This window comes from Streptomyces sp. NBC_01166, from assembly GCF_045039765.1.
Lineage (GTDB): Bacteria > Actinomycetota > Actinomycetes > Streptomycetales > Streptomycetaceae > Streptomyces.
Map to the genome: position 1 here is coordinate 1,967,647 of NZ_CP108613.1, position 26,850 is coordinate 1,994,496.

The following is a 26,850-nucleotide window of genomic DNA, read 5'->3' on the forward strand; positions in this document are numbered from 1 at the left end:
GCGGAGCCCGGTCGTCACGGCGGAAGCCGCCGCCGGCGCCGCCGCCTCGGTTGTCGTCGCGACGGGGGCCGCTGCTGGGACGGTCGTCACGGCGCTCGAAACCACCGCTGGGACGGCCACCACGGTCATCACGCTGACCACCGCGGTACCCACCACGCTCGTCATCACGACGCGGAGCCCGGTCGTCACGGCGGAAGCCGCCGCCGGCGCCGCCGCCTCGGTTGTCGTCGCGACGGGGGCCGCTGCTGGGACGGTCGTCACGGCGCTCGAAACCACCGCTGGGACGGCCACCACGGTCATCACGCTGACCACCGCGGTACCCACCACGCTCGTCATCACGACGCGGAGCCCGGTCGTCACGACGCTCGAAGCCACCACTGGGACGGCCACCGCGGTCATCACGACGGAAACCCCCACCGGCGCTGCCACCACGGCTGTCGTCACGACGCGGAGCGCGGTCGTCACGACGCTCGAAACCCCCGCTGGGACGGCCACCGCGGTCATCGCGACGCTCAAAACCACCACTGGGGCGACCACCCCGGTCATCACGACGGAAACCCCCACCGGCGCTGCCACCACGGCTGTCGTCACGACGGGGGCCGCTGCTGGGCCGGTCGTCACGACGCTCGAAACCACCACTGGGACGGCCACCGCGGTCATCACGCTGACCACCGCGGTACCCACCACGGCTGTCGTCACGACGGAAGCCACCACCGGTGCTACCACCACGGCTGTCGTCACGACGGAAGCCACCACCGGTGCTACCACCACGGCTGTCGTCACGACGGAAGCCACCACCGGTGCTACCACCACGGCTGTCGTCACGACGGGGGCCGCTGCTGGGCCGGTCGTCACGACGCGGAGCCCGGTCGTCGCGACGCTCGAAGCCACCGCTGGGGCGACCGCCGCGGTCATCACGCTGACCACCGCGGTACCCACCACGCTCGTCATCACGACGCGGAGCCCGGTCGTCACGACGGAAGCCACCACCGGTGTTACCACCACGGTTGTCGTCACGACGGGGGCCGCTGCTGGGACGGTCATCACGACGCGGAGCCCGGTCGTCACGACGGAAACCACCACCGGTGCTGCCACCACGGCTGTCGTCGCGGCGGGGTCCGCTGGAACGGTCGTTGGTGTCACGTCGAGGCGCGCCGGACCGGTCGTCGCGGCCGCCTCGGAAGCCGCCCCTGTCACCGCCGTCCCGGCGACGCGGCTCGCGCTCCGGACGGTCGTCGGAAGAGTTGGTGGACATGGGGGTGACTCCTGTCATCGGGTACCACAGACATTCTCGCGCAGCCGACCATCCGACGCGCTTCGGCAAAACAAAAAGGACCCCTGGCCCCAGCATGAACGCTGGGACCAAGGGTCCTGAAAGATTGTTCGGCGGCGTCCTACTCTCCCACAGGGTCCCCCCTGCAGTACCATCGGCGCTGAAAGGCTTAGCTTCCGGGTTCGGAATGTAACCGGGCGTTTCCCTAACGCAATGACCACCGAAACACTATCGGCCACTCCGCAATGCGGAGTATCGGCACTTAGCGAACAAGCACACTTTTCAGTTTAAGTAGTTGTTCAACCAGCACGACAGTTCGTGGCCTGGGAACAACACAGTGGACGCGAGCAACTGAGGACAAGCCCTCGGCCTATTAGTACCAGTCAGCTCCACCCGTTACCGGGCTTCCACATCTGGCCTATCAACCCAGTCGTCTACTGGGAGCCTTAACCACTCAAGGTGGTGGGAATACTCATCTCGAAGCAGGCTTCCCGCTTAGATGCTTTCAGCGGTTATCCTTTCCGAACGTAGCCAACCAGCCATGCCCTTGGCAGGACAACTGGCACACCAGAGGTTCGTCCGTCCCGGTCCTCTCGTACTAGGGACAGCCCTTCTCAATATTCCTACGCGCACAGCGGATAGGGACCGAACTGTCTCACGACGTTCTAAACCCAGCTCGCGTACCGCTTTAATGGGCGAACAGCCCAACCCTTGGGACCGACTCCAGCCCCAGGATGCGACGAGCCGACATCGAGGTGCCAAACCATCCCGTCGATATGGACTCTTGGGGAAGATCAGCCTGTTATCCCCGGGGTACCTTTTATCCGTTGAGCGACAGCGCTTCCACAAGCCACTGCCGGATCACTAGTCCCGACTTTCGTCCCTGCTCGACCCGTCGGTCTCACAGTCAAGCTCCCTTGTGCACTTACACTCAACACCTGATTGCCAACCAGGCTGAGGGAACCTTTGGGCGCCTCCGTTACTCTTTAGGAGGCAACCGCCCCAGTTAAACTACCCATCAGACACTGTCCCTGATCCGGATCACGGACCCAGGTTAGACATCCAGCACGACCAGAGTGGTATTTCAACGACGACTCCACAACCACTGGCGTGGCCGCTTCAAAGTCTCCCACCTATCCTACACAAGCCGAACCGAACACCAATATCAAACTATAGTAAAGGTCCCGGGGTCTTTCCGTCCTGCTGCGCGAAACGAGCATCTTTACTCGTAGTGCAATTTCACCGGGCCTATGGTTGAGACAGTCGAGAAGTCGTTACGCCATTCGTGCAGGTCGGAACTTACCCGACAAGGAATTTCGCTACCTTAGGATGGTTATAGTTACCACCGCCGTTTACTGGCGCTTAAGTTCTCAGCTTCGCACACCCGAAAGTGCACTAACCGGTCCCCTTAACGTTCCAGCACCGGGCAGGCGTCAGTCCGTATACATCGCCTTACGGCTTCGCACGGACCTGTGTTTTTAGTAAACAGTCGCTTCTCGCTGGTCTCTGCGGCCACCCCCAGCTCACCGAGTAAATCGGATCACCAGTGATGGCCCCCCTTCTCCCGAAGTTACGGGGGCATTTTGCCGAGTTCCTTAACCATAGTTCACCCGAACGCCTCGGTATTCTCTACCTGACTACCTGAGTCGGTTTAGGGTACGGGCCGCCATGAAACTCGCTAGAGGCTTTTCTCGACAGCATAGGATCATCCACTTCACCACAATCGGCTCGGCATCAGGTCTCAGCCTTAATGTGTGACGGATTTACCTACCACACGGCCTACACCCTTACCCCGGGAACAACCATCGCCCGGGTTGGACTACCTTCCTGCGTCACCCCATCGCTTACCTAGTACAAGTCTGGTTCGTCGGCTCCACCACTACCCTCAACTCCGAAGAGATCGGGCCGGCTTCACGGACTTAGCATCGCCTGATTCAGTATTGGGCGTTTCAAAGCGGGTACCGGAATATCAACCGGTTGTCCATCGACTACGCCTGTCGGCCTCGCCTTAGGTCCCGACTTACCCTGGGCAGATCAGCTTGACCCAGGAACCCTTAGTCAATCGGCGCACACGTTTCTCACGTGTGTATCGCTACTCATGCCTGCATTCTCACTCGTGAACCGTCCACAACTCGCTTCCGCGGCTGCTTCACCCGGCACACGACGCTCCCCTACCCATCCACACAGGCGTTGGCCCTATATGTGTGAATGACACGACTTCGGCGGTACGCTTGAGCCCCGCTACATTGTCGGCGCGGAATCACTTGACCAGTGAGCTATTACGCACTCTTTCAAGGGTGGCTGCTTCTAAGCCAACCTCCTGGTTGTCTCTGCGACTCCACATCCTTTCCCACTTAGCGTACGCTTAGGGGCCTTAGTCGATGCTCTGGGCTGTTTCCCTCTCGACCATGGAGCTTATCCCCCACAGTCTCACTGCCGTGCTCTCACTTACCGGCATTCGGAGTTTGGCTAAGGTCAGTAACCCGGTAGGGCCCATCGCCTATCCAGTGCTCTACCTCCGGCAAGAAACACACGACGCTGCACCTAAATGCATTTCGGGGAGAACCAGCTATCACGGAGTTTGATTGGCCTTTCACCCCTAACCACAGGTCATCCCCCAGGTTTTCAACCCTGGTGGGTTCGGTCCTCCACGAAGTCTTACCTCCGCTTCAACCTGCCCATGGCTAGATCACTCCGCTTCGGGTCTAGAGCGTGCAACTCAATCGCCCTATTCGGACTCGCTTTCGCTACGGCTTCCCCACACGGGTTAACCTCGCTACACACCGCTAACTCGCAGGCTCATTCTTCAAAAGGCACGCAGTCACGACTGCATGTGCAAGCACATACAGCGACGCTCCCACGGCTTGTAGGCACACGGTTTCAGGTACTATTTCACTCCGCTCCCGCGGTACTTTTCACCATTCCCTCACGGTACTATCCGCTATCGGTCACCAGGGAATATTTAGGCTTAGCGGGTGGTCCCGCCAGATTCACACGGGATTTCTCGGGCCCCGTGCTACTTGGGTGTCTCTTAAACGAGCCGTTGATGTTTCAGCTACGGGGGTCTTACCCTCTACGCCGGACCTTTCGCATGTCCTTCGCCTACATCAACGGTTTCTGACTCGCCTCACAGCCGGCAGACTGTGAAAAAGAGATCCCACAACCCCGTATGCGCAACCCCTGCCGGGTATCACACGCATACGGTTTGGCCTCATCCAGTTTCGCTCGCCACTACTCCCGGAATCACGGTTGTTTTCTCTTCCTGAGGGTACTGAGATGTTTCACTTCCCCTCGTTCCCTCCACACTGCCTATGTGTTCAGCAGCGGGTGACAGCCCATGACGACTGCCGGGTTTCCCCATTCGGAAACCCCCGGATCAAAGCTTGGTTGACAGCTCCCCGGGGACTATCGTGGCCTCCCACGTCCTTCATCGGTTCCTGGTGCCAAGGCATCCACCGTGCGCCCTTAAAAACTTGGCCACAGATGCTCGCGTCCACTGTGCAGTTCTCAAACAACGACCAGCCACCCATCACCCCACCCTTACAGGCGAGTTCACTGGGGCCGGCAACCAAAGGGACAGACTCAAACGAGCCCGTACCTTCAGATACCCAACAGCGTGCCCGACCCGATCAACCCGTTCCCGTTTTCCACGCCGAAGCAGTACTAACGAAACCGTGCTCATCGTGCCGAATAGTCAACGTTCCACCCTTGAGCAACCACCGTCGAACATTTGCCGACGAAATGGTCTCTGGATTCCCCGAAGAGAACCTAGATGCTCCTTAGAAAGGAGGTGATCCAGCCGCACCTTCCGGTACGGCTACCTTGTTACGACTTCGTCCCAATCGCCAGTCCCACCTTCGACAGCTCCCTCCCACAAGGGGTTGGGCCACCGGCTTCGGGTGTTACCGACTTTCGTGACGTGACGGGCGGTGTGTACAAGGCCCGGGAACGTATTCACCGCAGCAATGCTGATCTGCGATTACTAGCAACTCCGACTTCATGGGGTCGAGTTGCAGACCCCAATCCGAACTGAGACCGGCTTTTTGAGATTCGCTCCGCCTCGCGGCATCGCAGCTCATTGTACCGGCCATTGTAGCACGTGTGCAGCCCAAGACATAAGGGGCATGATGACTTGACGTCGTCCCCACCTTCCTCCGAGTTGACCCCGGCAGTCTCCTGTGAGTCCCCATCACCCCGAAGGGCATGCTGGCAACACAGAACAAGGGTTGCGCTCGTTGCGGGACTTAACCCAACATCTCACGACACGAGCTGACGACAGCCATGCACCACCTGTATACCGACCACAAGGGGGGCACCATCTCTGATGCTTTCCGGTATATGTCAAGCCTTGGTAAGGTTCTTCGCGTTGCGTCGAATTAAGCCACATGCTCCGCTGCTTGTGCGGGCCCCCGTCAATTCCTTTGAGTTTTAGCCTTGCGGCCGTACTCCCCAGGCGGGGAACTTAATGCGTTAGCTGCGGCACCGACGACGTGGAATGTCGCCAACACCTAGTTCCCAACGTTTACGGCGTGGACTACCAGGGTATCTAATCCTGTTCGCTCCCCACGCTTTCGCTCCTCAGCGTCAGTAATGGCCCAGAGATCCGCCTTCGCCACCGGTGTTCCTCCTGATATCTGCGCATTTCACCGCTACACCAGGAATTCCGATCTCCCCTACCACACTCTAGCTAGCCCGTATCGAATGCAGACTCGGGGTTAAGCCCCGAGCTTTCACATCCGACGTGACAAGCCGCCTACGAGCTCTTTACGCCCAATAATTCCGGACAACGCTCGCACCCTACGTATTACCGCGGCTGCTGGCACGTAGTTAGCCGGTGCTTCTTCTGCAGGTACCGTCACTTTCGCTTCTTCCCTGCTGAAAGAGGTTTACAACCCGAAGGCCGTCATCCCTCACGCGGCGTCGCTGCATCAGGCTTTCGCCCATTGTGCAATATTCCCCACTGCTGCCTCCCGTAGGAGTCTGGGCCGTGTCTCAGTCCCAGTGTGGCCGGTCGCCCTCTCAGGCCGGCTACCCGTCGTCGCCTTGGTAGGCCATTACCCCACCAACAAGCTGATAGGCCGCGGGCTCATCCTTCACCGCCGGAGCTTTTAACCCCGCCCCATGAGGGACAGAGTGTTATCCGGTATTAGACCCCGTTTCCAGGGCTTGTCCCAGAGTGAAGGGCAGATTGCCCACGTGTTACTCACCCGTTCGCCACTAATCCACCCCGAAGGGCTTCATCGTTCGACTTGCATGTGTTAAGCACGCCGCCAGCGTTCGTCCTGAGCCAGGATCAAACTCTCCATGAATGTTTTCCCGTAATCGGGAGAGCACCATAAAAGAGCGGGACAACCAACCGGAATAGGGTTGGCAATCCACTGCGTCCTCGCTGATGTTGCCTACCTGCCACATGGGCCGGTAGGACTTCAAAGGAACCACCAACCCACCGAAGTGGGCCGGGGTATCAACATATTTGGCGTTGACTTTTGGCACGCTGTTGAGTTCTCAAGGAACGGACGCTTCCTTCGGTCCCGTTTCACCGGGGCCCTCCGGGCGCTTCCCTTCGTTCTTGCGTTTCCGACTCTATCAGACTCTTTCGTGTCCGATTCCCGGTCGAAGCGGGTTCCTGCTCAATCGCTTTCCAGTTCTTCGCTTTCGCGTTTCCCTTTCGGCGTGGTCACTACATTAGCCGATTTCCTCGGCGACTCATAATCGAGTCGATGGGCGAATTTCGGCATGCCGAAATTGCACCCGCCAGGGGTGAATCGTAAGTAGTGGTTGGCCCTCTCACGATGCTTCGACCCGGTCCGATGGACCGCGCCAAGAACAACTGCATCCGTTCAAGCGGCTCGGACTACATTAGGGAAACAGCAGGGGCGAGTCAAGTTGCCCTACGGCGCGGCGCATGGGCGCGGGAGGGGCTGACCATGGGGTCGCCATCGGTCCAGAGGCGCCACGAGGGGTGAGGGCTGTCTCCGCCACACCCGTGCGAGGACCGTTCCGCACCTGGTCGGGGCGACGGGAAGCCTCGCAGGACGGACAGAGGGAGCCTTCGGCCCGCCACCACATCGACGCCGTTCAGCGCGGCCGACGTCGAGGGCGGTGGCCGGACGTGGCGGGGCCTTTGGCCATTTCTCTGTCGTGCTGGGCCGAGAATCGACGTTTGCGGGCCGTGTCCGCCCCGTGCCGATCTCGCCGGCCCGTCAGCCGGACGGGCCCCGGGCCGGTCAGTAGATCGGCGTCCGGTGCGTCAGGGCTTCGTCCAGCAGAGGATGCTCCGGCCGGACTCGGGCCCTGCCTCATCCTCGGTCAGCCACGGCACCACCGTGCCGAATCACGAGCGAGCCGCGAGCGAGGCACACAGCGGCTCAGGCTCCGGCGGACGGTTTGGCTCTCGGGCTCAGCCGGTACGCCGATACCGTCGGGTCACCGGCGAGGTAGAAACGGTGTTGCCAGTCATGGGCCTTGCTCACGCCCACCCGAGGGCCGACCTGGATGAGCGCGGCAGGTACAGCCTCACCCTTCGACAACACGACCGAGGTACCTGTCAGGAGGTCTGCGCCGTTGTGCTCCGCCGTGATGCCGAGTGCCTGGCAGAAGTTTCCCGGACCTCGGGCAAGGCGTGTGCTCTCGACCTTCTCCCCTCGCCGCTTGCGTGCCAGGTCTTCCCCCTCGATGACCCTGCCTGCCCGGATGAGGACGGCGGAGGCGATGCCGTCCGTCCCGGTAGCGACGTTGGCGCACCAGTGAAGACCGTGGGACCGGTAGACGTACAGATGTCCTGCGGGCCCGAACATGACGGCGTTACGGGGTGTACGGCCCCGGTAGGCATGGGAGGCCGGGTCAGCCGTACCGGAATACGCCTCGGTCTCCGTGATGGCGATGCTCACGGTTCCCTCGGGGGTCTTGCAGGTGAGGACACTCCCGAGCAGCCTGGGGGCAACCTCTTCGGCAGGATGGGCGAGGAGATCGATGTTCATGCTGACCGCCTTGACGTGCCGTACGTGAAGTAGACGTACGGGTGCCCCGGCGGCCCGGACATCACACTGTTGCGAGCCGTCCGGCCCCGGAAGGCGTGGGAGCCCCGATCGGTCTCGCCCAGGAGATCCGGTGCCGCCTCCAGGACGGGCCTGTCGAAGAATTCCCGCGTGAGCGGCGTACGGTCCATGCCCTCGTCCATGGCGTCCGAGGGTACTGGGATCGCGACGACGGGAACCGGCTACGGTCATGGCGCGTATGTAGGGGACAGGACCTAGGAGGAAAAACATGGGCTTCAAGCGGCTGCTCGCGAGCATGGGTGCCGGCGGTGCTTCGGTCGAGACCGAACTCACCGAAATCAATGTCGTCCCTGGCGGGGTGGTCCAGGGCGAGGTGCGGATCCAGGGCGGGTCCGTGGACCAGCAGATCGAGGGACTCTCGGTCGGTCTGCAGGCGCGGGTCGAGGTCGAGGGCGGCGACCAGGAGACCAAGCAGGACATCGAGTTCGCCAAGCTGCGCCTCGGTGGCGCCTTCGAGGCGCAGGCGGGCGCCGTGCACGTCGTGCCGTTCGGGCTGGAGATCCCCTGGGAGACGCCCATCACCATGTTCGCCGGGCAGCAGCTGCACGGCATGAACATCGGGGTGACCACGGAGCTGGAGATCGCGCGCGCCCTGGACTCCGGCGACCTGGACCCGGTCAACGTGCACCCGCTGCCCGCGCAGCAGGCGATCCTGGACGCCTTCGGGCAGCTGGGCTTCGGCTTCCGCAGTGCCGACATGGAGCGCGGCCACATCCGCGGCACGCGCCAGCGCCTGCCGTTCTACCAGGAGATCGAGTTCGTCCCCCCGCAGCAGTACCGGGGGCTGAACCAGGTGGAGCTGACCTTCGTCGCGGACGACCGCGAGATGGACGTCATCCTGGAGATGGACAAGAAGCCGGGGCTCTTCAGCGAGGGCAGCGACTCCTACCGTGCCTTCAAGGTGGGCCTCAACGACTTCCAGGGCACCGACTGGGCCGCGTACCTCAACCAGTGGCTCGCGCAGGTCGGCGGCCAGCGCAACTGGCTCTGACACACCCTCTAGGGTCGGTGGGAAGAACGCACAGCCGATCAGGAGAGGTGCTGACGTGACCGAGCCGAAGAGGGCGCCGCTGCCGCACGACTTCCATCCCGAGGTCCCCTCGTTCACCGTGGTGAGCGAGGACCTCGCGCCGGGAGCCGTACTCGCGGACGCCCAGGTGTTCGCGGCGGGGAACACCTCGCCGCAGCTGCGGTGGGAGGGCTTCCCCGCGGAGACGAAGAGCTTCGCCGTGACGTGCTTCGACCCTGACGCCCCCACGGGCAGCGGATTCTGGCACTGGGTGGTGTTCGACATCCCCGCCTCGGTCGCCGAGCTTCCCGCCGGCGCGGGCAGCGGGGCGTTCGAGGGTCTGCCCGAGGGGGCCGTCCAGGCCCGCAACGACTACGGGGCGAAGGAGTTCGGCGGTGCCGCGCCCCCCGCGGGTGAGAACCACCGCTACGTCTTCACCGTGTACGCGGTGGACACGGAGAAGCTCGGTCCCGACAGCGACGCCTCGCCCGCCGTGGTCGGATTCAACCTCCGGTTCCACACACTGGGCCGTGCCCAGCTGATCGGGGAGTACGCCGCTCCCGAAAGCTGAAGGTTCGCCTGCTGTTTGCCCTGCCCTGGTCTTGGAGAGATCAGGGCAGGGCACTTTTTATTGCGTTGTCCATCACGGCTCGCCCGGACAGAGTTGATCCGGGCCCGCCGACAGACGGGCGGCACACGGGAGGTGGGCAGGATGCGGGACACACTTGTACTCAACGCGAGCTTCGAGCCACTGTCGACGGTGACGCTCAACCGTGCGGTGGTTCTGATCCTGCAGGACAAGGCTGTGGTCGAGCAGTCGCATCCCGGGCTCCGTATGCGTGGTGCCGCCGTGGACATTCCGGTGCCCCGGGTGATCAGGCTCTGCCGGTACGTACGGGTGCCGTTCCGAAGACACGCGCCGTGGTCCAGAAGGGGTGTCCTCATACGGGACCAGCACCGGTGCGCGTACTGCGGGCGGCGGGCGAGCACCGTGGACCATGTGGTCCCGCGGGCCCAGGGCGGCCAGGACACCTGGCTGAACACCGTGGCCTCGTGCGCGGAGGACAACCACCGCAAGGCGGCGCGGACGCCGGAGCAGGCGGGCATGCCGCTGCTGCGGGAGCCGTTCGTGCCCTCGCCGGCGGACGCGATGCTGCTCGCGCTGGGTGCCGGTGGCCGGTCGGCGCTGCCGGAGTGGCTGGCACGCTCCGCGGCGTAGGCGCCGCGTCTCCCCCATACGAAGATGTGCGGAGCCCGTCCCTCGTACCGGAGGGACGGGCTCCGTCCGTCAGCGCAGCAGCAGTTGGACGATGGCCGCGGTACCGACGACCACGATCAGGGAGCGCAGGAAGACCGGGCTGAGCCGGCGGCCGACCCTGGCACCTATCTGGCCGCCGATCGCGGAGCCGACCGCGATGAGCACGACAGCCGTCCAGTCGAAGTGTGCGACGAAGAGGAAGAAGAGCGCGGCGACGCTGTTGACGACGGCGGCGAGGACGTTCTTGACGGCGTTGAGGCGCTGCATCGTGTCGTCGAGCAGCATGCCCATCAGGGAGAGGTAGATGATGCCCTGGGCCGCCGTGAAGTAGCCGCCGTAGACGCTGGCGAGCATGATTCCGGTGAAGAGCAGGGGCCCGCCGTCGAGGCGGGCGGGGGTGCCGTTGCGGTCGCGGCGGCGCTGTACCGCTCTGCTGATGCGGGGCTGCAGGATGACCAGCACCAGCGCGAGGGTGACGAGAACGGGGACGATCGTCTCGAACGCGGTGGAGGGCAGGGCGAGCAGGAGGGTGGCCCCCGTGAGTCCGCCGATCAGCGCCCCGGCGCTCAGCTTCAGTATGCGGCGGCGCTGGCCGGCGAGTTCCTCGCGGTAGCCGATGGCGCCGCTGATGGAGCCGGGGATCAGGCCGAGTGCGTTGGACACGGTCGCGGTGACCGGCGGCAGTCCGGTGGCGAGCAGGACGGGGAACGTGATCAGCGTTCCCGAGCCGACGATGGTGTTGATCGTGCCCGCGCCGATCCCGGCCGCGAAGACCGCGAGCATTTCCCAGATGGACAAGGCCATCTCCTTCGATGGTCAGTGACGCCTCCCCGCCATGAAGGTCGAGGGGCCTCACTGATCATGCACGAAGGTGTTTCCGGGTCAGTCGACCGGGGGCTGCTCCCGGCGTTCCGTACCGGTGTTGAAGCCGGGGGCGCCGCCGCCGAAGTTGCCGAACGCACCGCTGAGGCCCTTCAGGGCGTCGCCGATCTCGCTGGGCACGATCCAGAGCTTGTTGGCGTCGCCCTCGGCGATCTTGGGGAGCATCTGGAGGTACTGGTACGAGAGGAGCTTCTGGTCCGGGTCTCCGGCGTGGATGGACTCGAAGACCGTACGGATCGCCTGTGCTTCACCCTCGGCGCGCAGCGCGGACGCCTTGGCCTCACCTTCGGCGCGCAGGATCGCGGACTGCTTCTCGCCCTCCGCGGTGAGGATCGCGGACTGCCTGATGCCTTCGGCGGTGAGGATGGCGGCGCGCTTGTCACGGTCCGCGCGCATCTGCTTCTCCATCGAGTCCTGGATGGAGGTGGGCGGTTCGATGGCCTTGAGCTCGACACGGTTGACGCGGATGCCCCACTTGCCGGTGGCCTCGTCGAGGACTCCGCGCAGCGCGGCGTTGATCTCCTCGCGGGAGGTCAGGGTCCGCTCGAGGTCCATGCCGCCGATGATGTTGCGGAGCGTGGTGACGGTGAGCTGCTCGATCGCCTGGATGTAGCTTGCGACTTCGTATGTCGCGGCGCGGGCGTCGGTCACCTGGTAGTAGATGACGGTGTCGATGTTGACGACGAGGTTGTCCTGGGTGATCACCGGCTGGGGCGGGAAGGGGACGACCTGTTCGCGGAGGTCGATCCTGTTGCGGATCGAGTCGATGAACGGGACGACGATGTTCAGCCCGGCGTTGAGCGTGCGGGTGTAGCGGCCGAAGCGCTCCACGATGGCGGCACTGGCCTGCGGGATGACCTGGATCGTCTTGATCAGGGCGATGAAGACGAGCACCACCAGAATGATCAGGACGATGATGATCGGTTGCATCGTGTGCCTCGTGCCCTTCGGTTGCCGACGGATCGCGGTGATCGAGGTCGAGCGGTCAAGACGGTTTCGTTCTCATGATGATCGACTTCGAGTTTGGCAGACTGCGGCCTGCCGTGTGACCGGTTCGCTCACATGACGACGGCCGTTGCACCGTCGATGTCCACGACGTCCACCTGACGGCCGGGTTCGAAGGTCTGGTCGCCGTCGAGGGAGCGTGCGGACCAGACCTCGCCGGCGAGCTTGATGCGCCCGCCGCTGCCGTCCACCCGTTCCAGGACGACGGCCTGACGGCCTTTCAGAGCGTCGATGCCGGTGGCCTCGCCGGGCCTGGACGCCCGGTGTCTGGCCGCGATCGGGCGGACGACCGCGATCAGCGCGACCGACACCACGACGAACACCAGGACTTGGGCGACGATGCCGCCGCCGAGGGCCGCCACGACGGCCGCGGCCACCGCTCCGACGGCGAACATCCCGAATTCGGGCATCGCGGTCAGGACGAGGGGGATACCCAGTCCCACCGCGCCGATCAGCCACCACACCCACGCGTCGATGTCCACATGGTCATCGTAGGACCGCGAGTGCCTTCCCCGACAGGGCGCAGAGGAGGTTGGCTGTGGTGCGACTACTGGCCGAGGGGCAGTCCGTGTGCGGTGTAGCGGTCGCCGCGGTGCTCGACGACGAGCGGCAGCCCGAAGCAGAGCGAGAGGTTCCGGGAGCTGAGCTCGGTCTCCATGGGGCCCGCGGCGAGCACCTTGCCCTGACGGATCATCAGGACGTGGGTGAAGCCGGGCGCGATCTCCTCGACATGGTGGGTGACCATGACCATGGAGGGGGCGTACGGGTCACGGGCCAGCCTGCCGAGCCGGCGGACCAGGTCCTCGCGCCCGCCGAGGTCGAGCCCGGCGGCGGGCTCGTCGAGGAGGAGCAGCTCGGGGTCGGTCATCATGGCGCGGGCGATGAGGGTGCGCTTGCGCTCGCCCTCGGAGAGCGTGCCGAACTTGCGGTCGAGGAACTCGGTCATGCCGAGGCGGTCGAGGAAGGCGCGGGCGCGCTCCTCGTCGACGGCCTCGTAGTTCTCGTGCCAGGTCGCGGTCATGCCGTATGCGGCGGTGAGCACCGTCTGCAGCACGGTCTGCCGCTTGGGGAGCTTTTCGGCCATGGCCACGCCGGCGATGCCGATGCGGGGGCGGAGCTCGAAGACGTCGGTGCCGACCCCGCCGAGCCTCTCACCGAGGATCTTAGCCGTGCCGGTGCTCGGGAAGAGGTAGCTGGAGGCGATGTTGAGGAGGGTGGTCTTGCCGGCGCCGTTCGGTCCGAGGATGACCCAGCGCTCCCCCTCCTTGACCGACCAGGAGACGTCGTCCACCAGAGCGCGTCCGTCGCGGACCACGGATACGTCCACCAGCTCCAGTACATCGCTCATGGCGCGTTGTCTCCCCATACAGTGTCGAGATCGTCGCGTGCCTGTGGGCACAGCTCCCAGGGAAAACCTACGCCACCCGAGGAGTGCTCAAGTCCTGGGGCCGTTCCCTAGGCTGTTCCCCATGCTTTCGGAACCACGCTCAGGGCGGCTCGCCGCATGGGGAAACGCGCTTTTGGCCGGACTTGTGTCACCGGACGACGCGGCGCTCGCGATCGTCGGCGAGGACGCGGTGCACCGCGTCGAGGGGCTGCCCGGTGAGGCGGGGCCCGTCGGGCTCACGCTGGCGCTCGGCCGGCTGAGAGGGCTCGGTGCGACCGGTTTCCGGGTCGCGCTGCCGGTGCCCGGGCATCCGCTGGGGCTCAGCGGGCCGCCGGACTTCAATGCCCGGGCGCTGGAGGCGGAGGAGGCGGTGGTCACATCCGGGGCGCCGTACGGGCTCGTACCGGAGGTGAGCGAGGTGGGGCCCGCCGGGGATCTGCATGTCGAGACGGTGTGGCGCTGCCTGCCGGTGCGGGAGGCGCCACCTGCCGATGTGCCGTCGCTCGGCGAGGCGGAGCGGGAGCTCGCCGAGGCGCTGCGGGACGCGACGGCGGTGCTGTCGCGGCTGGATGTCGCCGGGTCCGGCCCGGTGGCGGAGGCCGCGGTGGATGCCTACCGGGCGCGGGCGGAGCGGGGGCGGGAGGTGCTGGCCCCGGGCTATCCGCCTCGGGCGGTCAGGGTGCTGGAGCTGGCTCAGCGCGTGGGGCTACTGGTGTCGGTGGCCCATGAGAACGGGCACGGCGGAGCGGTGAGCGCTTCCGAGATCGCGGCCCGGGGCGAGGCGCTGCGGCCGGTGGAGCGGGTGGCCCGGCGGGCGCAGGTCGCGGCGTACAACGCGTACGTGGAGGAGCGGGGGCGGTAGCGGACGAGGCGGACGCCGGGGCCCCGGCCGCCCGGGCGCGCTCGGGTGAGCGCGCCCGGGCGGCCGAGTGCGAGGCGTCGGTCAGCCGTTCAGGCCGAAGTTGCCGAAGGCCGGGTTGAGCAGGCCCACCACGTTGACCGTGTTGCCGACCACGTTCACCGGGATGCTCACCGGGACCTGGACGAGGTTGCCCGAGACGACGCCCGGGGAGCCGACGGCCGTGCCGTGGGCACCGGCGCCGCTGTGGCCCGTGGCGGAGGCGGCTCCGGCACCGGCGGCGATGAGTCCGCCCGCGATCATGGTGACGGTTGCGGCCTTCTTCAGGTTCTTCACTTCAGGATCCTCCTCGCGTCGCTGCGGCCGACCGCCGCAGCACGCATGGAGAACGCCGTCACGCCTCGCAGGGTGCGCCGTACGGGTGACATACACCCGACAGTATGAAACTCGGACTGAAGTGGAACCGTCCGCTTGTCCGGGAACGGGTCCCGGGAACGGTCCGGCGTACGGGCCTCCGTCGCAGGGGCGCCCGAGTCAGCCGGCTGCTCCGTGTCGGACCGCCCACAGCGCGGCCTGGGTCCTGTCCGACAGGTCGAGCTTCATCAGGATGTTCGAGACGTGCGTCTTCACGGTCTTCTCCGACAGGACCAGCGCGCGGGCGATCTCCCGGTTGGAGCGGCCGTCGGCGATCAGTCCGAGCACCTCCCGCTCCCGCTCGGTCAGAGTGCTCCCCCGCCCCGTGCCGTTCCCGGTGTCGTCCTGGGCCAGCAGCGCGCCGGCGACCTCCGGCTGGAGCAGGACATGGCCCGCGTGGACCGAGCGGATGGCCCCGGCCAGGGCGTCCGGGTCGACGTCCTTGTACACGTAACCCGATGCGCCCGCCCGCAGGGCGGGCACCACCGTGCGCTGCTCGGTGAAGCTGGTGACGATCAGCACCTTGGCGGGGTTCTCCAGCTCCCTGAGCCTGCGGAGCGCCTCGATGCCGTCCGTACCCGGCATCTTGATGTCCATCAGGACCACGTCCGGCCGGAGCTCCTCGGTCCTGGCGACGCCCTCGGCCCCGTCCGACGCCTCCCCTACGACCTCTATGTCGTCCTGGATCTCGAGGAACGTGCGCAGACCCCGGCGGACCACCTGGTGGTCGTCGACCAGGAGCACCTTGATGATCTTGTCAGCCACAGGGGACCTCCATCTGGACCGTGGTGCCCTTGCCGGGCTCCGAAGCGACGGTGAGGCGGCCGCCGACGCCGCCGGCCCGGTGCCGCATCGAGACGAGCCCCAGATGACGACCCGCGCGCCGGACGGCGTGGGTGTCGAAGCCGCGGCCGTCGTCGGTGATCCGCAGCACCGTGGACGAGGTGTGCCGGCTCAGGGTGACGGCGACCTGCCCGGCGCCCGAGTGGCGCAGGGCGTTGTGCAGGGCCTCCTGGGCGACCCGGAGGATCGCCTCCTCCTGGGCGGCGGGCAGGGCGCGTACCCCCGCGCTCTCGAAGGTGACCCGGGCGGTGTGGGCGCGGTCCATGACCTGGATCTGGGTACGGAGCGTGGCGACCAGGCCGTCCTCGTCCAGGGCGGCGGGGCGCAGCTCGACGACGGCCGCGCGCAGCTCGTCCACGGCCTCCCCGGCCAGGGTGGCGACCTGCTGGAGCTCGCCCTTGGCGCGCACCGGGTCGCGGTCGACGAGGGCCGCGGCGGCCTGGGCGGTGAGCCGGAGCGAGAAGAGCTTCTGGCTGACCGCGTCGTGCAGCTCGTGCGCGAGCCGTGAGCGCTCCTCGGCGATGGTGAGCTCACGGCTGCGTTCGTAGAGCCGGGCGTTGGTGAGGGCGATCGCGGCGTGCTGGGCGAGGATCCCGAGGAGCTCCTCGTCCTCCTCGGTGAAGTTGCAGCCGCCCGTCGGGCCGGGGCAGCGCTTGTTGGCGAGGAAGAGCGCGCCGATCGTCTCGTCGCCGTCCTGGATGGGCAGCCCGAGGAAGTCGGACATGTCGGGGTGCGCGTCGGGCCACCCCTCGAAGCGGGGGTCCTCGCGGACATCGGCGAGCCGCTGGGGCTTCGCCTCGTGGAGCATCGCCGCGAGGATGCCGTGCTGGCGGGGCAGCGGCCCGATGGCCTTCCACTGTTCGTCGCTGACGCCGTCGACGACGAACTGGGCGAAGCCACCGTGGTCGTCCGGCACGCCGAGGGCGGCGTACTCGGCGTCCAGCAGTTCGCGGGCGGAGGCGACGATCGTCTTGAGGACGTCCCTCATCTCCAGGTGCCGGCTCATGGCGAGCAGCGCGGCGCTGACAGCTGCGAGGCCCGACGGTGGGCGATGACTCATGTGTTCACCGTACCGGCGGGCCCACCACCCCCGTATCGGGCTGTGGACCACCGTCGTACGGGGCTCCGGACCTAGTCCCAAGTGCCGTACGCGGCTGCGGCCGATGGACGAGGCGGCGGGCCGCGCCCCGTTCCTACGTTGGTGCCGTCGGAACTCCACGAGGGTCGAGGGGATGGCTGTCATGCCGATCGCGATGATCACGGGCGGTTCGAAGGGGCTGGGGCGCGCGCTCGGCGCGGCTCTGGCGGGGAGGGGCTGGGATCTGGTGCTGGGCGCCAGGTCGGAGGAGGTGCTCCGGGCGACGGCCGCGGAGCTGGGCGGCCGGTACGGGACACGCGTGGTGCCGGTGGCCGGGGACGTCACGGATCCGGCGCACCGTGCGGCTCTGGCGGCCGCCGCCGGGGAGCTGGGCGGTCTCGACGTACTGGTGAGCAACGCGAGCGCGCTGGGCGCCGAGCCGCTCGTGCGGCTGGAGGCGCTGCCGCCGGCGGGACTGCGGCAGGCGCTGGAGACGAACGTGGTCGCGGCACTCGGGCTCGTGCAGGAGGCTCTGCCGCTGCTGCGGGCCTCGGCGGCCGGGGCGGTGGTCACGGTGAGCTCGGACGCGGCCACCGAGCCGTACGGGACGTGGGGCGGTTACGGGGCGTCGAAGGCGGCGCTCGACCAGCTGGCCGCGGTGCTCGGCGAGGAGGAGCCGGGCCTGCGGGTGTGGGCGGTGGATCCCGGTGACATGGGGACGGACCTCTATACGGCGGCGGTGCCGGACGACACCGGGCCCCGGCCGCGTCCGGAGAGCGTGGCACCCGCCTTCGTGCGGCTGCTGGAGCTGCGCCCCGCCAGCGGCAGGTACACGGCCTCCGCGCTGCTGGACTCGGACCGGCGGGCGGAGCGGTGACCGCCCTGGACTCCCTGCGGGTGCCTCCGGAGCTTTCGGCGCGGGTGCCCGCCGAGCAGCGGGGCGCGGGACGTGACGACGTGCGGCTGCTGGTCTCGCGGGGCGGTGCGGTCACGCACCGGAGGTTCAGGGAGCTGCCCGGGGAGCTGCGGGCCGGGGACGTCCTGGTGGTCAACACTTCGATGACGCTGGCGGCCGCGGTCAACGGGCGTCTGGGCGGTGAACGGGTCGTCGTGCACTTCTCGACCCGGGGTGAGGACGGCAGGTGGGCGGTGGAGCTGCGCCGGCCGGACGGTGACGGGACGACCCGGCCGCGCCCCGGCGGGCCGGCGGGAGCGGCGGTACGGCTCCCGGGCGGGGAGGCGCTGGTCCTGGACGAGCCCCTGGGGCCGCGCGAGGGGGCCAGGCTCTGGTGGGCGCGGGTGCCGCGGGACGTGCCCGGTCTGCTGAGCCGGTACGGGCGTCCGATCCGGTACGCGTACACGGAGCGGGACCAGCCGCTGTCGGCGTACCGGACGGTGTTCGCCGTGCCGTCGCCCGACGGGAGCGGTTCGGCGGAGATGCCGAGTGCGGCGCGGCCCTTCACCGCGGGTCTGGTGGCGGCGCTGGTGAGCCGCGGGGTGCAGTTCGCGCCGCTGACCCTGCATACGGGGGTGGCCTCGGCCGAGGTGCACGAACCGCCCTACCCGGAGCGTTTCGAGGTGCCGCGCACCACGGCCTGGCTGGTGAACGCGGCTCGGGCGGGCGGGGGCAGGGTGATCGCCGTGGGGACGACGGCGGTGCGGGCCCTGGAGTCCGCGGCGGGCGAGGACGCGGTGGTGCGGGCCTCGGCGGGGTGGACGGATCTGGTGGTGACGCCGCAGCGGGGGGTGCGGGTGGTGGACGGGCTGCTGACCGGGCTGCACGAGCCGGAGGCGTCCCACCTGCTGATGCTGGAGGCGGTCGCGGGGCGGGAGACGCTGCGGCGGGGGTACGCCCAGGCCCTGGACCACCGGTATCTCTGGCACGAGTTCGGGGACGCCCACCTCCTGCTGCCCCCTGCCCGATAAGTCGCTTACGCTCCGCATTACTGGAGCAACTTTTCGTGAGCGCGAAGGGGTCGCCATGTGAGCCCAGGCATAGGACCCACGTCACTTACGAAGTCGGATAGTTGGCGTAAAACGGGCAACTTGCCAGGGTTCAAACCGGACAAGGAGGTATGAACAAGACCCCGTTCCACTACCCGGCTTCGTACGTCACACCTTTGCCACGCCATTTTGCTGGCGCTAAGAATTGCATCTGTCCCCGACGGAGATGCTTCGGCTCTTCCGTCTCGTCCTCGCCGAGGACCCCCTGCAATTCGAAGAGGTACGACTGTATGTCCGTGTCCCGCATCTCCAGCCGTAGCCGTCGCCTGAACAAGGCGCAGAAGCTCTCCGTCGCGGGGGTCTCGACCCTGGCCGCCGCCGCTCTCGCCTTCTCGCTCGTCCCCGACGACGCTTCGGCCACGACCGAGCCGCAGGCCGCCGCGGCCGCCGCGCCGGTCGCCTACACCGGCTCGCAGGCCAAGAACATCCAGGCCGGCTCGATCGAGAAGAACTCGACGGCCGAGCAGCTGGTGAAGGCCGCCGACGCGGCCAAGGCCAAGGACGCCGCCGAGAAGAAGAAGGCCGCCGCCAAGGCGGAGGCGAAGGCCAAGGCCGTCGCCGAGGCCAAGAGCAAGGCCGCCGCGAAGGCCAAGGCCGACGCGAAGAAGCGTTCCGCCAAGAAGGCCAGCCGCGCGGCCGACCGCAAGCCGGTCTACGCCAACAACCTTGACGGCTGGATCCGTGAGGCTCTCGCCATCATGGACAAGAAGAACATCCCCGGTACGTACGAGGGCCTGCACCGCAACATCATCCGCGAGTCCAGCGGTAACCCGCGCGCCATCAACAACTGGGACATCAACGCGATCAACGGCATCCCCTCGAAGGGTCTGCTGCAGGTCATCAAGCCGACCTTCGACTTCTACCACGTCAAGGGCACCAAGCACGACCAGTACGACCCGGTCGCCAACATCACCGCGGCCGCCAACTACGCCGCGGACAAGTACGGCTCGATCGACAACGTCGACAGCGCGTACTGAGTCACGCACCGAGCATGACCTGGCAGAGCTGACCTGCCGGTCCGCAGCGTCGCGTGACCGGCCGGCACATGCCGAAGGGCGGCACCCCGCGGGGTGCCGCCCTCGGGCGTCTCCGGGTCCGGTGCGGGCCCGGCGGCGTTACTTGCGCATCACCTCGGGCTCATGGCGGCGCAGCATCCGCGAGACCGCGAAGAAGAGGACGGCGCTCATCACGAGCATCACCGTGATGTTGGTCCCCCACTGCCCGGCCGAGTGCTCCCAGAGCGGATCCAGGTCGGTGGGGTGCTCCGGATCCCACGGCGGCATGAGGTGGGCGAGGTCCAGCGTGGTGCCCGCGGCGGCCACCGCCCAGCGCGACGGCATCAGCCAGGCGAACTGCTCCACGCCCGGGGATCCGTAGACCTGGAAGAGCACGCCGGTGAAGACGACCTGGACGATGGCGAACATGACGAGCAGCGGCATGGTCTTCTCGGCGGTCTTCACCAGCGCGGAGATCAGCAGGCCGACCATCATCGAGGTGAAGCCGAGCACGGTGATCGACAGGCACATCTCCACGGCGGGGGGCATCAACAGGCCCTCCTCCGGCAGCTGGCGGGTGGAGAAGCCGATCCCGCAGAGGATCACGCCCTGGAAGGCCGTGATCACACCGAGGACGATCACCTTGGACAGCAGGTAGGCGGAACGGGAGAGACCGGTGGCCCGTTCCCGCTCGTAGATCACCCGCTCCTTGATCAGCTCTCGTACGGAGTTGGCCGCGGCGGCGAAGCACATGCCGACCGCGAGGATCAGCATGATGGTCCCGGCCTTGGCGTTGAACTGCTTGTTGGGCACGTCCGGCTCCACCAGGCCGAACTCCGCGGGAATGACCACGCTGACGATGCCGAGCACCGCCGGAAGGATCACCATCAGAGCGAGGAAGCCCCTGTCGGACGCGATCACCGAGATGTAGCGGCGCATCAGCGTCCACAGCTGGGCCGCCCAGCCCGACGGCTTCGGGGGGCGGATCTGCTGCGGCGGAGGCATGTGCACCGGCTGCGCGGCGACGGCGTCGATGTCCGCGGCGTACATCTGGTAGTGCTGCGAGCCGCGCCAGCGTCCCGCCCAGTCGTAGTCGCGGTAGTTCTCGAACGCGGAGAAGACGTCGGCCCAGCTGGTGTAGCCGAAGAAGTTCAGCGCCTCCTCGGGAGGACCGAAGTAGGCGACGGACCCGCCGGGCGCCATCACGAGGAGCTTGTCGCAGATGGCCAGCTCGGCCACGGAGTGCGTGACCACGAGGACCGTACGGCCGTCGTCGGCGAGACCGCGCAGCAGCTGCATGACATCGCGGTCCATGCCCGGGTCGAGGCCGGAGGTGGGCTCGTCCAGGAAGATCAGCGACGGCTTGGTCAGCAGCTCCAGGGCGACCGACACACGCTTGCGCTGGCCGCCGGAGAGCGAGGTGATCTTCTTGTCCTTGTGGATGTCGAGCTTGAGCTCGGCGAGGACCTCGTGGATCCGGGCGGTGCGCTCGGCCTCGGTGGTGTCCGCGGGGAAGCGGAGCTTGGCCGCGTACCGCAGAGCCCTGGTGACCGTGAGTTCCTTGTGCAGGATGTCGTCCTGCGGGACCAGGCCGATGCGCTGCCTGAGCTCGGCGAACTGCTTGTACAGGTTCCGGTTGTCGTAGAGGACGTCGCCCTGGTTGGCGGGCCGGTAGCCGGTGAGCGCCTTCAGCAGGGTGGACTTGCCGGAGCCCGAGGGGCCGATGACGGCGATCAACGACTTCTCCGGGACGCCGAACGACACGTCCTTGAGGATGTCCTTGCCGCCGTCCACCGTGACCGTGAGGTGGCGGGCCGAGAAGGAGACCTCACCGGTGTCGACGAACTCTTCCAGCCGGTCCCCGACCAGCCGGAAGGTCGAGTGACCGACACCGACGATGTCGTTCGGGCCGATGAGGGCGGAGCCGGACTTGCTGAGTGGCTGGCCGTTGACGTACGTGCCGTTGTGGGACCCGAGGTCCCGGATCTCGAAGCGGCCGTCGGGCGTCGCCCGGAATTCGGCGTGCAGGCGCGAGACCTGCAGGTCGGAGACGACCAGCTCGTTCTCCAGCGCACGGCCGATGCGCATGACCCGGCCGAGGTCCAGCTGGTGGAACGTGGTGGGGCTGCGGTCGCCGTAGACCGGCGGCCCCCCGGCGACGGCGCCGGGCCCGCCCGCTCCGGGCGGGTTGGCGTGGCCCTGCTGGTGCGGGACCGGGGGCTGCTGCATCTGCGGTGCCTGCTGCCATCCCGCCTGCTGCTGCGCCGGTCCGCCGGGCCAGCCGGCGGCGCCCTGCTGCTGCGGCTGCTGCACCGGGGCCTGCTGTGCCTGCACGGGAGGTACGGGGGCCTGCTGCTGCGCTCCCGCCGCCTGCCCGCCGTGGACCCCGGCACCCGCCGGGGCGATGAGGCTCACGCGCGGGCCGTCGGTGGCGTTGCCCAGGTGGACCGACGTCCCCGGGGCGATCTCCATCTGCTGGATGCGCCGGCCCTGCACGTAGGTGCCGTTCGTGCTGCCGTGGTCCTCGATGGACCAGCCGCGACCGTTCCAGCTGATCGTGGCATGCCGCCACGACACTCTGGCGTCGTCGATCATCAGGTCGCCCTGCGGATCACGTCCGAGGGTGTACGACCTGGACGGATCGAGCGCCCAGGTCCTTCCATTCAATTCCAGTACGAGTTCCGGCACTCCGCGCCCCACTAGTTGTCCCCCGTGTCGCCCCCGTCGCAGGGAGCCTAGGGATGCTGAACATCGTGGGGAACTATTCCAGGAGCGGTCCCGTAACGGAAAGCCGGGCGGCGTGAAGAGCGCGCGGAGGCTCTCCGTCCCCTTCGGCGACTCGGGAGAAAAGGGTCCGGAGCATCCCATCCGCGGCGCCCGTCTCCCGGCCCGGCGTCCACGCCGGGGGACGGCCTGCGGCTGTCCGCCACTCGGGACGGCTTCGGGGCCCGACCCGCCGACCTATACGGTGGGACCACCATGAGCGCATCTCAGCCACCTCGGTCACCCCGGTCTCCTGAGCCCCCCGAGTCCCCTCGGGACACGGACGCCCCCACTCTTCTCGTCAAGATCTTCGGGAAGGACCGGCCGGGCATCACCGCCGGACTTTTCGACACTCTCGCCGCCTATGCCGTCGACGTCGTGGACATCGAGCAGGTCGTCACCCGTGGCCGCATCGTCCTGTGCGCCCTGGTGACCTCGCCGACGCCCGACGGCACGACGGAGGGCGACCTCCGGGCGACCGTGCACAGCTGGGCGGAGTCGCTGAAGCTGCAGGCCGAGATCATCTCGGGCACGGGCGACAACCGTCCCCGCGGCTCCGGCCGTTCCCATGTGACCGTGCTGGGGCACCCGCTGACCGCGGAGTCCACCGCGTCGATAGCGGCCAGGATCACCTCCACCGGCGGCAACATCGACCGGATCTTCCGCCTGGCGAAGTACCCCGTCACCGCCGTCGAGTTCGCGGTGTCCGGCACCGGGACCGAGGCGCTGCGGACCGCGCTGGCGACGGAGGCCGCCGACATCGGTGTCGACATCGCCGTCATGTCGGCCGGGCTGAGCCGCCGGGCGCAGCGGCTGGTCGTCATGGACGTGGACTCGACGCTCATCCAGGACGAGGTCATCGAGCTGTTCGCGGCCCACGCTGGCTGCGAGGCCGAGGTCGCCGCGGTGACCGAGCAGGCGATGCGCGGCGAGCTCGACTTCGAGCAGTCGCTGCACGCGCGCGTGGCGCTGCTGGCGGGGCTCGACGTGTCGGTGGTGGAGAAGGTGCGGGCGGAGGTCCGGCTGACCCCCGGTGCCCGCACCCTGATCCGGACGCTGAAGCGGCTCGGCTACCAAGTGGGCGTGGTCTCGGGAGGGTTCACCCAGGTCACGGACGACCTCAAGGAGCGCCTCGGACTCGACTTCGCCTCCGCCAACACGCTGGAGGTCGTCGACGGCAGGCTCACCGGCCGGGTCGTGGGCGACATCGTGGACCGGGCGGGCAAGGCCCGGCTGCTGCGCAGCTTCGCGGAGCAGGCGGGGGTGCCGCTGGCGCAGACGGTGGCGATCGGTGACGGTGCCAACGATCTGGACATGCTGAACACCGCGGGCCTGGGTGTCGCCTTCAACGCCAAGCCGGTCGTCCGCCGAGCCGCCCACACGGCGGTGAACGTCCCCTTCCTGGACACCGTGCTGTATCTGCTCGGGATCACCCGCGAAGAGGTCGAGACGGCCGACGGCCTGGTGGACTGACCGCGCGCGAAGGGGCCCCGGCACAGCTGCTGTGCCGGGGCCCCTTCGCGCGTCGTACTCAGTCGTTCGGCGTCCAGTACTCGACGAGCTTGCCCGCGCCGTGTTCCAGGCTCTTCCACGAGCCCGGGAACTCGACGACGGCATAGGCGGCCGTCGGGAAGCCGTCCTTGGTCAGCCGGGCGAGAGCATCGCTCTCGGCCGACCCGCTGAGCGCGTCCGCGGCACCGTGCATACCGGGGTTGTGGCCGATGACCAGCAGATTCCGCACGTCGTCGGGCGTCTCGTTGAACAAGGCGATCAGTTCGCCGAGGGATGCCTCGTACAGCCTCTCCTCGTACACGGTCCTGGGGCGCTGCGCGAATTCGTGGACCGCGAGCTTCCAGGTCTCGCGGGTCCTGGTGGCGGTCGAGCACAGAGCCAGATCGAAAGCGGTCCCTGAATGGGCCAGCCGGCGGCCGGCGACGGGGGCGTCCTTCCTGCCCCGTTCCGCCAGTGGCCGCTCATGGTCGGACTCCTGCGACCATTCCGCCTTTGCATGCCTGAGAAGGACGATCCTGCGAGGTGTATCGGCGCTCATACACCTCAGCTTCGCACGAATTGTGCCTCCGGGCGCAGGGTGTTGACGTGCTCGCCCGCAGGGGGTGAAGGAAGGGCGACGGGCTGCGTACGGAGCCGGTCAGGCGGGCAGCAGCCCCGCGATGTGCCCGAGCAGCCGCCCGAGGGCGGGGTCGCCGGCCGAGGCGTGAGCCTGGCCGGGCTCCACGATCAGCAGGAGGAGCGCCGCGAAGGCGAGTGCGGGCAGCGCGACGGCCCACCACGGCAGCCTGACCTCGACGGAGTCCGTGGCGGCCGGGCGGTGGGTCCGGGTGTGCGTACGGGCCGACATGTCCGCCTCCGTTGGGTCCTCGGCTGTGTTACCCAGAACCTACGGGCCGGCCGGCGGCCGTCCCATCCGGTGACCCACCCACTGGACCCTGAACCTGGCCCCCTAGGGGACAGGGGGGCTGGCCCCACCCCCGCAGGCTCAGGGGGAGGCGATCGTGGCGATCACGCCGATGACTACGGAGATGAGAAGCATCGTCCCGAAGACGAGGAGCAGCTTCTTCTGACCGTTCTGGGGATTCGGATCGAGCACTGGCATGGGCACAGTCTCGCATCTCAGCATTCGTCCTCGATCGCCCGGTCCCGCCCCGCGAGGATGCCCGCGATCGTCTGGGGCACGAGGAGGGCCGCCATGAGGGCCAGCGGCAGGCCCCAGCCGCCACTGTGCTGGTAGAGCACGCCGACCAGCAGGGGGCCGGGGATCGAGAGGAGGTAGCCGGTGGACTGCGCGAAGGCGGAGAGCCTGACCACACCCGCGCCGGTCCGCGAACGCATCCCGATCATGGTGAGGGCGAGCGGGAAGGCGCAGTTGGCGATGCCCAGCAGCAGCGCCCAGAGCCAGGCGCCGCCGGCCGGGGCCAGATAGAGGCCCGCGTAGCCGAGAAGGCCGCACCCGCTGAGGACGAGGACGATCGGGCCCTGGGTGCGCAGCCGGGTGGCGACCCGGGGGATGACGAAGGCGAGGGGTACGCCCATGGCCATGACCACGGCGAGCAGGACGCCCGCGGTGCCCGCCGAGATCCCCGCGTCACGGAAGATCTGCGGAATCCAGCCCATCGTGATGTACGCGGCCGTGGCCTGGAGCCCGAAGAAGCAGGCGAGTGCCCAGGAGGTACGGCTGCGGGTGATCCGGAGGGCGGGGGCCCGCTCCCCGGCACGCCCCGCGGACTGCCCGGCGCCCGTACCGCGGTCCCGTACGAGCGGGATCCAGGGCAGGATCGCGACGGCCGACAGTCCCGCCCAGACGGCCAGTCCCGTCTTCCAGCTGCCGCCCAGCGCGTCCGTGAGGGGCACGGTGAGGGCGGCCGCGAGGGCGGTGCCGAGGGCCAGGGCCATCGAGTAGAGGCCTGTGACGGTGCCGACCCGGTCGGGGAACCAGCGCTTGACGATGACGGGCATCAGGACGTTGCTGACGGCGATGCCCATCAGGGCGAGGGCGCTGGCGGCGAGGAACCCGGCCGTACCGCCGGCGAACGGGCGGATCAGCAGGCCGGCGGTGATGGCCACCATGCCCGCGCAGACGACGGCGCCGGCGCCGAACCGGCGGGCCAGCCGGGGCGCCATGAAGCCGAACAGCGCGAAACAGAGCGGCGGCACGGAGGTGAGGACGCCGGCGACGCTGCCGCTCATGTGCAGGGTGTCCCGGACCTCTTCGAGGAGGGGGCCGAGGCTGGTGATGGCGGGCCGGAGGTTGAGCGCGGCGAGGACCAGACCGACGGTGACGATCCGCAGCACCCAGGGGGAAGGCCCGGGCGAGGCGCTCCCCGGCACGGGTGCAGGGGGGTGGGCGGGAGGGCTCAGGGTCGGGGTCTCGTCGTGACGCATGAGACCCATCATAGAATCATGGGATGATTGACTGTCCACTCCGATTCTCTCCCTGGGACAATCGGAACGACGATCCGACGGGCCCGCACCCCCCGGACCACCTTTCCGGACCACCTCTTCCG

Annotated in this window: 21 protein-coding genes, 3 rRNA genes and 3 pseudogenes; 8 read left to right on the forward strand and 19 right to left on the reverse strand. The window is 67.5% G+C overall.

Annotated features, from left to right (window positions below):
* Window positions 1–34: 34 nt before the first annotated feature.
* From OG379_RS09075 to OG379_RS09105, 7 genes and pseudogenes are all read right to left on the reverse strand, one after another.
* Window positions 35–970 (reverse strand): annotated as a pseudogene (locus OG379_RS09075) (hypothetical protein); the annotation flags it as partial.
* 411 nt (window positions 971–1,381) lie between these two features.
* Window positions 1,382–1,498: ribosomal RNA gene (rrf, locus tag OG379_RS09080) — 5S ribosomal RNA — on the reverse strand.
* 128 nt (window positions 1,499–1,626) lie between these two features.
* A 23S ribosomal RNA gene (locus OG379_RS09085) occupies window positions 1,627–4,752 on the reverse strand.
* Between the two features lie 304 nt (window positions 4,753–5,056).
* Window positions 5,057–6,582, reverse strand: a 16S ribosomal RNA gene (locus OG379_RS09090).
* The 16S, 23S and 5S rRNA genes sit together here, the layout of an rRNA operon.
* A 572-nt stretch (window positions 6,583–7,154) precedes the next feature.
* Window positions 7,155–7,476 (reverse strand): annotated as a pseudogene (locus OG379_RS09095) (DNA-3-methyladenine glycosylase); the annotation flags it as partial.
* A gap of 165 nt (window positions 7,477–7,641) precedes the next feature.
* Complete coding sequence (locus OG379_RS09100; protein WP_405661047.1) at window positions 7,642–8,253, reverse strand: DNA-3-methyladenine glycosylase; 612 nt, start codon at window positions 8,251–8,253, stop codon at window positions 7,642–7,644.
* A 17-nt stretch (window positions 8,254–8,270) separates the two neighbouring features.
* A pseudogene (locus tag OG379_RS09105) lies at window positions 8,271–8,453 on the reverse strand (DNA-3-methyladenine glycosylase); the annotation flags it as partial.
* Window positions 8,454–8,539: 86 nt separating this feature from the next.
* On the opposite strand from OG379_RS09105, the gene OG379_RS09110 reads away from it, so the two are divergent.
* The 3 genes from OG379_RS09110 (at window position 8,540) to OG379_RS09120 (ending at window position 10,559) form a co-directional block, all read left to right on the forward strand.
* Entirely contained in the window at window positions 8,540–9,322 is a 783-nt protein-coding gene (locus tag OG379_RS09110) for a sporulation protein (protein WP_393767340.1), read from the forward strand.
* A gap of 55 nt (window positions 9,323–9,377) precedes the next feature.
* Entirely contained in the window at window positions 9,378–9,911 is a 534-nt protein-coding gene (locus tag OG379_RS09115; RefSeq protein ID WP_393767338.1) for a YbhB/YbcL family Raf kinase inhibitor-like protein, read from the forward strand.
* A gap of 141 nt (window positions 9,912–10,052) precedes the next feature.
* Window positions 10,053–10,559 (forward strand): HNH endonuclease, encoded by a 507-nt coding sequence (locus OG379_RS09120; RefSeq protein WP_405661051.1) that lies wholly within the window; start codon window positions 10,053–10,055, stop codon window positions 10,557–10,559.
* Between the two features lie 69 nt (window positions 10,560–10,628).
* On the opposite strand, the gene OG379_RS09125 is transcribed toward OG379_RS09120, so the two are convergent.
* From OG379_RS09125 to OG379_RS09140, 4 genes are all read right to left on the reverse strand, one after another.
* On the reverse strand, window positions 10,629–11,396 hold the full coding sequence (locus OG379_RS09125; protein WP_405661053.1) for a sulfite exporter TauE/SafE family protein: 768 nt from the start codon (window positions 11,394–11,396) through the stop codon (window positions 10,629–10,631).
* Between the two features lie 84 nt (window positions 11,397–11,480).
* A complete protein-coding gene (locus OG379_RS09130; protein ID WP_393767334.1) occupies window positions 11,481–12,410 on the reverse strand; it encodes an SPFH domain-containing protein in 930 nt (309 codons plus the stop codon).
* Between the two features lie 128 nt (window positions 12,411–12,538).
* A complete protein-coding gene (locus OG379_RS09135) occupies window positions 12,539–12,967 on the reverse strand; it encodes an NfeD family protein (protein WP_362932729.1) in 429 nt (142 codons plus the stop codon).
* Between the two features lie 65 nt (window positions 12,968–13,032).
* Window positions 13,033–13,833, reverse strand: a complete 801-nt coding sequence (locus OG379_RS09140; RefSeq protein WP_393767332.1) for an ABC transporter ATP-binding protein — start codon at window positions 13,831–13,833, stop codon at window positions 13,033–13,035.
* 121 nt (window positions 13,834–13,954) lie between these two features.
* Between OG379_RS09140 and OG379_RS09145 the strand changes: the two genes are divergently transcribed.
* Window positions 13,955–14,734 carry a hypothetical protein gene (locus OG379_RS09145; protein WP_405661057.1) on the forward strand — a complete coding sequence of 260 codons (780 nt, stop codon included), beginning with the start codon at window positions 13,955–13,957 and terminating at the stop codon, window positions 14,732–14,734.
* Window positions 14,735–14,815: 81 nt separating this feature from the next.
* On the opposite strand, the gene OG379_RS09150 is transcribed toward OG379_RS09145, so the two are convergent.
* The 3 genes from OG379_RS09150 to OG379_RS09160 all read right to left on the reverse strand — a co-directional run bounded on the left by OG379_RS09150 (window position 14,816) and on the right by OG379_RS09160 (window position 17,048).
* Window positions 14,816–15,067 carry a chaplin gene (locus OG379_RS09150; protein WP_405661059.1) on the reverse strand — a complete coding sequence of 84 codons (252 nt, stop codon included), beginning with the start codon at window positions 15,065–15,067 and terminating at the stop codon, window positions 14,816–14,818.
* A gap of 198 nt (window positions 15,068–15,265) precedes the next feature.
* Window positions 15,266–15,910, reverse strand: a complete 645-nt coding sequence (locus OG379_RS09155; protein ID WP_099175983.1) for a response regulator transcription factor — start codon at window positions 15,908–15,910, stop codon at window positions 15,266–15,268.
* The gene (locus tag OG379_RS09160; RefSeq protein WP_393767326.1) at window positions 15,903–17,048 is read right to left on the reverse strand and encodes a GAF domain-containing sensor histidine kinase; all 1,146 of its coding nucleotides are present in this window, start codon (window positions 17,046–17,048) and stop codon (window positions 15,903–15,905) included. The genes OG379_RS09155 and OG379_RS09160 overlap by 8 nt, the downstream gene beginning before the upstream one ends.
* 181 nt (window positions 17,049–17,229) lie before the next feature.
* Between OG379_RS09160 and OG379_RS09165 the strand changes: the two genes are divergently transcribed.
* The 3 genes from OG379_RS09165 to OG379_RS09175 all read left to right on the forward strand — a co-directional run bounded on the left by OG379_RS09165 (window position 17,230) and on the right by OG379_RS09175 (window position 20,047).
* Window positions 17,230–17,943 (forward strand): SDR family NAD(P)-dependent oxidoreductase, encoded by a 714-nt coding sequence (locus OG379_RS09165; protein ID WP_405668457.1) that lies wholly within the window; start codon window positions 17,230–17,232, stop codon window positions 17,941–17,943.
* On the forward strand, window positions 17,940–18,992 hold the full coding sequence (locus tag OG379_RS09170) for an S-adenosylmethionine:tRNA ribosyltransferase-isomerase (protein WP_393767325.1): 1,053 nt from the start codon (window positions 17,940–17,942) through the stop codon (window positions 18,990–18,992). Before OG379_RS09165 ends, OG379_RS09170 begins: the two co-directional genes overlap by 4 nt.
* A 308-nt stretch (window positions 18,993–19,300) precedes the next feature.
* Window positions 19,301–20,047, forward strand: a complete 747-nt coding sequence (locus tag OG379_RS09175; protein ID WP_393767323.1) for a transglycosylase SLT domain-containing protein — start codon at window positions 19,301–19,303, stop codon at window positions 20,045–20,047.
* A 138-nt stretch (window positions 20,048–20,185) separates the two neighbouring features.
* Here the strand turns inward: OG379_RS09175 and OG379_RS09180 are convergent, their stop codons facing one another.
* Window positions 20,186–22,765, reverse strand: a complete 2,580-nt coding sequence (locus OG379_RS09180; protein ID WP_405661063.1) for an FHA domain-containing protein — start codon at window positions 22,763–22,765, stop codon at window positions 20,186–20,188.
* 279 nt (window positions 22,766–23,044) lie between these two features.
* Between OG379_RS09180 and serB the strand changes: the two genes are divergently transcribed.
* Complete coding sequence (serB, locus tag OG379_RS09185) at window positions 23,045–24,301, forward strand: phosphoserine phosphatase SerB (RefSeq protein ID WP_393767319.1); 1,257 nt, start codon at window positions 23,045–23,047, stop codon at window positions 24,299–24,301.
* Between the two features lie 58 nt (window positions 24,302–24,359).
* On the opposite strand, the gene OG379_RS09190 is transcribed toward serB, so the two are convergent.
* From OG379_RS09190 to OG379_RS09205, 4 genes are all read right to left on the reverse strand, one after another.
* On the reverse strand, window positions 24,360–24,878 hold the full coding sequence (locus OG379_RS09190; RefSeq protein WP_405661065.1) for a SixA phosphatase family protein: 519 nt from the start codon (window positions 24,876–24,878) through the stop codon (window positions 24,360–24,362).
* Window positions 24,879–24,977: 99 nt separating this feature from the next.
* Window positions 24,978–25,187: a hypothetical protein gene (locus OG379_RS09195; RefSeq protein ID WP_393755052.1), complete on the reverse strand. Its 210-nt coding sequence runs from the start codon at window positions 25,185–25,187 to the stop codon at window positions 24,978–24,980.
* A 138-nt stretch (window positions 25,188–25,325) separates the two neighbouring features.
* A complete protein-coding gene (locus tag OG379_RS09200; protein ID WP_086010434.1) occupies window positions 25,326–25,442 on the reverse strand; it encodes an SGM_5486 family transporter-associated protein in 117 nt (38 codons plus the stop codon).
* A gap of 17 nt (window positions 25,443–25,459) precedes the next feature.
* The gene (locus OG379_RS09205) at window positions 25,460–26,737 is read right to left on the reverse strand and encodes a CynX/NimT family MFS transporter (protein ID WP_405661067.1); all 1,278 of its coding nucleotides are present in this window, start codon (window positions 26,735–26,737) and stop codon (window positions 25,460–25,462) included.
* Window positions 26,738–26,850 lie beyond the last annotated feature (113 nt).

Excerpts from the sequence above, each read along its gene's own strand:
- OG379_RS09100 (WP_405661047.1), bottom strand. The coding sequence starts at position 8,253 with ATGAACATCGATCTCCTCGCCCATCCTGCCGAAGAGGTTGCCCCCAGG.
- OG379_RS09110 (WP_393767340.1), top strand. The coding sequence starts at position 8,540 with ATGGGCTTCAAGCGGCTGCTCGCGAGCATGGGTGCCGGCGGTGCTTCG.
- OG379_RS09120 (WP_405661051.1), top strand. The coding sequence starts at position 10,053 with ATGCGGGACACACTTGTACTCAACGCGAGCTTCGAGCCACTGTCGACG.
- OG379_RS09130 (WP_393767334.1), bottom strand. The coding sequence starts at position 12,410 with ATGCAACCGATCATCATCGTCCTGATCATTCTGGTGGTGCTCGTCTTC.
- OG379_RS09140 (WP_393767332.1), bottom strand. The coding sequence starts at position 13,833 with ATGAGCGATGTACTGGAGCTGGTGGACGTATCCGTGGTCCGCGACGGA.
- OG379_RS09145 (WP_405661057.1), top strand. The coding sequence starts at position 13,955 with ATGCTTTCGGAACCACGCTCAGGGCGGCTCGCCGCATGGGGAAACGCG.
- OG379_RS09160 (WP_393767326.1), bottom strand. The coding sequence starts at position 17,048 with ATGAGTCATCGCCCACCGTCGGGCCTCGCAGCTGTCAGCGCCGCGCTG.
- OG379_RS09165 (WP_405668457.1), top strand. The coding sequence starts at position 17,230 with ATGCCGATCGCGATGATCACGGGCGGTTCGAAGGGGCTGGGGCGCGCG.
- OG379_RS09175 (WP_393767323.1), top strand. The coding sequence starts at position 19,301 with ATGTCCGTGTCCCGCATCTCCAGCCGTAGCCGTCGCCTGAACAAGGCG.
- serB (WP_393767319.1), top strand. The coding sequence starts at position 23,045 with ATGAGCGCATCTCAGCCACCTCGGTCACCCCGGTCTCCTGAGCCCCCC.
- OG379_RS09190 (WP_405661065.1), bottom strand. The coding sequence starts at position 24,878 with ATGAGCGCCGATACACCTCGCAGGATCGTCCTTCTCAGGCATGCAAAG.
- OG379_RS09195 (WP_393755052.1), bottom strand. The coding sequence starts at position 25,187 with ATGTCGGCCCGTACGCACACCCGGACCCACCGCCCGGCCGCCACGGAC.
- OG379_RS09200 (WP_086010434.1), bottom strand. The coding sequence starts at position 25,442 with ATGCCAGTGCTCGATCCGAATCCCCAGAACGGTCAGAAGAAGCTGCTC.
- OG379_RS09205 (WP_405661067.1), bottom strand. The coding sequence starts at position 26,737 with ATGGGTCTCATGCGTCACGACGAGACCCCGACCCTGAGCCCTCCCGCC.